This is a genomic window from Sphingomonas sp. ABOLG (assembly GCF_003950435.1).
Lineage (GTDB): Bacteria > Pseudomonadota > Alphaproteobacteria > Sphingomonadales > Sphingomonadaceae > Sphingomonas > Sphingomonas panaciterrae.
Window position 1 is genome coordinate 1 of the sequence record NZ_QQWW01000040.1, and the last position, 3,926, is coordinate 3,926.

Below are 3,926 nucleotides of genomic sequence, written 5' to 3' on the forward strand. Positions count from 1 at the left end.
CGCTAATCACGGAGGCGTTCGTGTTTCCAAAACGGACAAAAACACAGTGTCGCGGGGTGGAGCAGCCCGGTAGCTCGTCAGGCTCATAACCTGAAGGTCACAGGTTCAAATCCTGTCCCCGCAACCACCGCCACAGAACGCCCCTCGGAGAGACATCTCCGGGGGGCGCTGTCGTATGTGGCGAAATCGATGAGCGCCCCGGTCGACGCCTCGACGTCGGCCACGACCTCTCCCTCTACCACCTCGATCGTGATCGAGGCGATCAGCGACCGGATCGTCTGCGCCGCCTCGCCGCGAACTGCCGGGTCGTTCAGCGCGTCGCGGATACGCGCCACCTTCTCCTCGAACCGGCGGACCAGCGCCGGGTGCGGCAGGATCTTCACGTCCTCGGACACGTCGCGCCCGAGCTGGGCCTGCAGCCGGTCGCGCTCCTCCTCGCGCGAGGCGAGCATCGCGGCCAGCGTGCTGCTGACCACTCCGGAGAGCAGGTTGCGCGACAGGTTATTAATCTCGGTCTCCAGCTGGTCCAGCCGCCGGCGTATCTCCTCCTCGCGCTCGTCCTTGGTGCGGGCCAGCCGCTCGACCTCGCGCGTGAACTCCCGGACGAACACCTCCGCTAGCTCCGGGGTGAGGAGGCGCCCCTGCAGCGCGTCGAGCGCGGCTGTCTCGACCATCGAGACGCGCACCGCTGTGGAGTTCCCGCACGTACCCCGCTCGCGGTTCCGCGCGCAGCGGTAGTAGTCCTTGCCGTGGATGGTGTAGTTCGCGCCGCAGCTCCCGCACCGTATCAGTCCCGACAGCAGGTGCCTGCTGCGGTTCGCGGCGCCGGGCCGCACGTTGGGGCCGTGCGCCCGCCGCGCCACCTCGGCGTCAACGGCGGTGGCGAGCGCCTCGTCCACGATCCTGAGGTCGGGCACCTCCACCGTCGTCCACTCGGACTGGTCGCGCAGGCGGTAGCGGCGTTCGCGCCGGTCCGAGTCGGGATCCTTGCGCCACTCGCGTCGCCCCCAGACGATCCGGCCGCGATAGAGCGGGTTGTGCAGGATGCCGACGAACTTCTTTGGGTCGCCGCGGATGGTTGACGCGTTCCACTCGCCGCCGCGCGGACCTGGCACGAGGTCCTGGTTGAGCCCGGTGGCGATCTGGATGGCTGAGCGTCCAGCGGCGAACTCCATGTAGATGCGCCGGACGACCTCGGCGTGCCGCTCGTCCACCTCGAACACGCCGCGTAAAACCTCACCGCGCTCGTCGAGCTTGTCGAGGCGGCGGTAGCCGTACGCCTTGCCGCCCGCGATGCGTCCGGCGAGCACGGCTGCCTGCATTCCCCGCAGCGTCTTCCGCTGGAGGTTCGAAAGGAACATCGACCCGAGCAGCCCCGCGACGGCCAGCTTGACCTCGTCGATCTCGCCCTCGGTCGCAGTGACGAGGCGGACGCGGTCGAACCTGAGCTTCTTCCCGATCCAGCTGATGTCCTCGCCGTCGCGGGCGATGCGGTCGAGCGCCTCGCATACGACCACGTCGATCCGTCCCTCGCGGACGTCCCTGAGCAGCCGCATTAGGCCCGGGCGGTCACGCCGGTAGCCGGAGAGTTCCGGGTCGGTGTAGGTGCCGACGATCGTGCCGCCCAGGCGCGCGACGAGAGCCTCGCACGCCGCGGCCTGGTCGGCGCTCGACGTCGGGTTCTGCTTGTCCGTGCTGTGCCGCGCGTAGATCGCGGTCCTGGTCTCGGGCATGCGGCCTCCGTTTCCGAGTCTAGACCACGTCGCGCTCCGTGCGCAACGCCGCGACATATTCGGCGGCGGCCTGGCGGGCGAGAAGGCGCACGAGGTCGCGCTCAGCCGCAGACGTCGTCTCGCTCGCCGGCAGCGGCGCAATCCTGCCGATCGCCCTTGCTGTGTCCTCGCGCTTCACACCGAGGATACAGTCCCTTTCGCTTGCCCACTCTGAAAGGAAGTCTCATAAATGTGCGATGTCGGATGCGGGCACGTTGGATGTGGAGGCGGCGCGCGAGGTCGGCCGCATGCTGCGGGAAGCGCGGAAGGCGCGCAGGTGGACACAGGCCCGTCTCGCCGTGAAGGCGGCGGTGGCGCGCGAGACCATCTACCGCATCGAGCGTGGTCGTATGCCGACGGGCGACGTCCTCGTCCGGCTGTGTGACGCGCTGGGTGCTGACCGCGACATCTTCGACCTCCGGCGGCGCGAGACCGACCACATCGCGATGCATCCCGACCTCGCCCTGCTTCGCGACCGGCGGCGAGCGCGGGGCCTGACGTTGCACGATTGCGCCAGGTTGGCGAACGTCAGCGCCGCGACGCTGTCCCGCTTCGAGCGCGGGATGGAGCGCAGTCGGGAGCTCGCCGACTTCGATGCCAGCGGGCGGGCTGTGCGGCTGAGGAGCGTCGGACTTGCCTCGGCGCTCGGCTTCTCGTCGGTCGGCGCGCTCGACACCTATTGGAGGACCGGGAAGGATCCTGAAGCGCAGGCTTCGTAAGCCGCGCTGCCCCAGGTGCCGCCAGGCGGGTAGCGCTGGCCGCGCGGATAGACTTCGCTGGGTTCGTGATCATTCGCTGATGAGCCCACGTCGGGAAATCGTTGGATCGTCCATGACCTGGCAGGCTCCCTGATTAGCTGCCAAGAAGCGTCATGTCCTATGCGCACTCCGCCCGCACGGTTTTTTCCGACATGCTGGGCACCCTCTCGCACCTGGTCGGAAGGGCTCAGGCCGCGGGGATCGCCGACGATGTGCTTGGCTCGCGGCTTACGGAGGACATGTTCCCGCTCGAGCTGCAGTTCCGGGTCGCGGTCAATTAGGTGCTGCTGGCCCTTAACCAGGTCGGCCGCGAGGCGCTTCCGCTGGACGAGGCGCCATACGGAGCCTTGGCCGAGGTGCAGGAACGGCTAGCCGCCGTCCGCTCGCTCATAGAAGCGACCGATCCTGACCGGTGGGCCACCGAGAACGAGCAGGTCGATCTCACGCTCCCAAACGGCGTCCGGTTCGTGATGTCGGCGGAGGAGGACATCCGCGACTGGATCATGCCCAACTTCTACTTCCACGTGACGATGGCTTATGCGCTGTTACGCAACGCCGGGGTGCCGATCGGCAAGATGGACTTCGTCCCGCACATGTTGCGTCACATGGTTTCGGCTAACCCGTAACGGTAGAGGCCGAGGACGTTGCATTGAACCGGTCGCTCGTTGGTCCGAGGCGGTCAGATTGCCAAATAGAGCTGCCCTTCATCCGAACGTAGCACCGCGCCAAGGTTCTGGTGGAGCAAAGTTCGTCAGACGATCCCACTGCAAGGAGGGGCAGCCACGCGGACGCTTCCAAGGACGCCGACGCAGTAAGCTGCCGTCTGCGTAGTCGTACGGCGGCAGCACGAACGCCGTATCTGGGGGGATAGCGGAACGGCAGCTTTCGAGAGCACAGAAGGCGTAAGCGGACGCTTGCTCAGCTCTCACGACGCAGAGCAGGAGGTGCAGGTGCGGCGTGAAGCGCATGCTCACGGTCAAGTGACAGGGGGTGCTAACGGCTGGCCGCCGCCAAGAACGTGAAGCTCGCCGCCCTCGTCGACCGGGGCGTGCGAGAACTCGCCTACACCTACGACATGGGCGACGACTGGCGGCACACCATCACCATCGAAACGGTTGGTCCAGGGTAAGCGTGGCCTGAGGGCCGCCTTGCCCGTTTGGCCGTAGCCGGGATGCTTATCGTCTTTGACGAGGGCGCGGGCGGTGCGGGAAGTTTTCGGTTCTGAGACTGGTCATACGAGCGCTCGTACGACTGGTCGTGTGGAGGTGATCGGCCGGGTATCGGGCCGACGGAGCTGGTCGGACGCGGAGAAGCTGGAGATCCTGGCCGAGGCGTTCCGGCCGGGCGTGCGGGTCCGTGATGTCATCGCCCGGCGCGAGGTGTCGAGCAGCCTGAT

General features: G+C 67.2%; 4 protein-coding genes, 1 tRNA gene and 1 pseudogene. 5 read left to right on the forward strand and 1 reads right to left on the reverse strand.

What is annotated here, in order from left to right:
• The first annotated feature begins 50 nt into the window (after window positions 1-50).
• Together CA236_RS18495 and CA236_RS19220 are read left to right on the forward strand one after the other, a co-directional pair.
• Window positions 51-127, forward strand: a tRNA-Met gene (locus CA236_RS18495).
• Between the two features lie 62 nt (window positions 128-189).
• Entirely contained in the window at window positions 190-738 is a 549-nt protein-coding gene (locus CA236_RS19220) for a hypothetical protein (RefSeq protein ID WP_164519001.1), read from the forward strand.
• Window positions 739-1,752: 1,014 nt separating this feature from the next.
• Here the strand turns inward: CA236_RS19220 and CA236_RS18885 are convergent.
• On the reverse strand, window positions 1,753-1,911 hold the full coding sequence (locus CA236_RS18885; protein ID WP_164519002.1) for a hypothetical protein: 159 nt from the start codon (window positions 1,909-1,911) through the stop codon (window positions 1,753-1,755).
• A 58-nt stretch (window positions 1,912-1,969) separates the two neighbouring features.
• On the opposite strand from CA236_RS18885, the gene CA236_RS18515 reads away from it, so the two are divergent.
• The 3 genes and pseudogenes from CA236_RS18515 to CA236_RS18525 all read left to right on the forward strand — a co-directional run bounded on the left by CA236_RS18515 (window position 1,970) and on the right by CA236_RS18525 (window position 3,659).
• Window positions 1,970-2,491 carry a helix-turn-helix transcriptional regulator gene (locus CA236_RS18515; RefSeq protein ID WP_125946706.1) on the forward strand — a complete coding sequence of 174 codons (522 nt, stop codon included), beginning with the start codon at window positions 1,970-1,972 and terminating at the stop codon, window positions 2,489-2,491.
• Window positions 2,492-2,643: 152 nt separating this feature from the next.
• A pseudogene (locus CA236_RS18520) lies at window positions 2,644-3,156 on the forward strand (DUF1993 domain-containing protein).
• 392 nt (window positions 3,157-3,548) lie between these two features.
• Entirely contained in the window at window positions 3,549-3,659 is a 111-nt protein-coding gene (locus CA236_RS18525) for a plasmid pRiA4b ORF-3 family protein (RefSeq protein ID WP_241212749.1), read from the forward strand.
• The last annotated feature ends 267 nt before the right edge of the window (window positions 3,660-3,926 follow it).

Excerpts from the sequence above, each read along its gene's own strand:
- CA236_RS19220 (WP_164519001.1), top strand. The coding sequence starts at position 190 with ATGAGCGCCCCGGTCGACGCCTCGACGTCGGCCACGACCTCTCCCTCT.
- CA236_RS18515 (WP_125946706.1), top strand. The coding sequence starts at position 1,970 with ATGTCGGATGCGGGCACGTTGGATGTGGAGGCGGCGCGCGAGGTCGGC.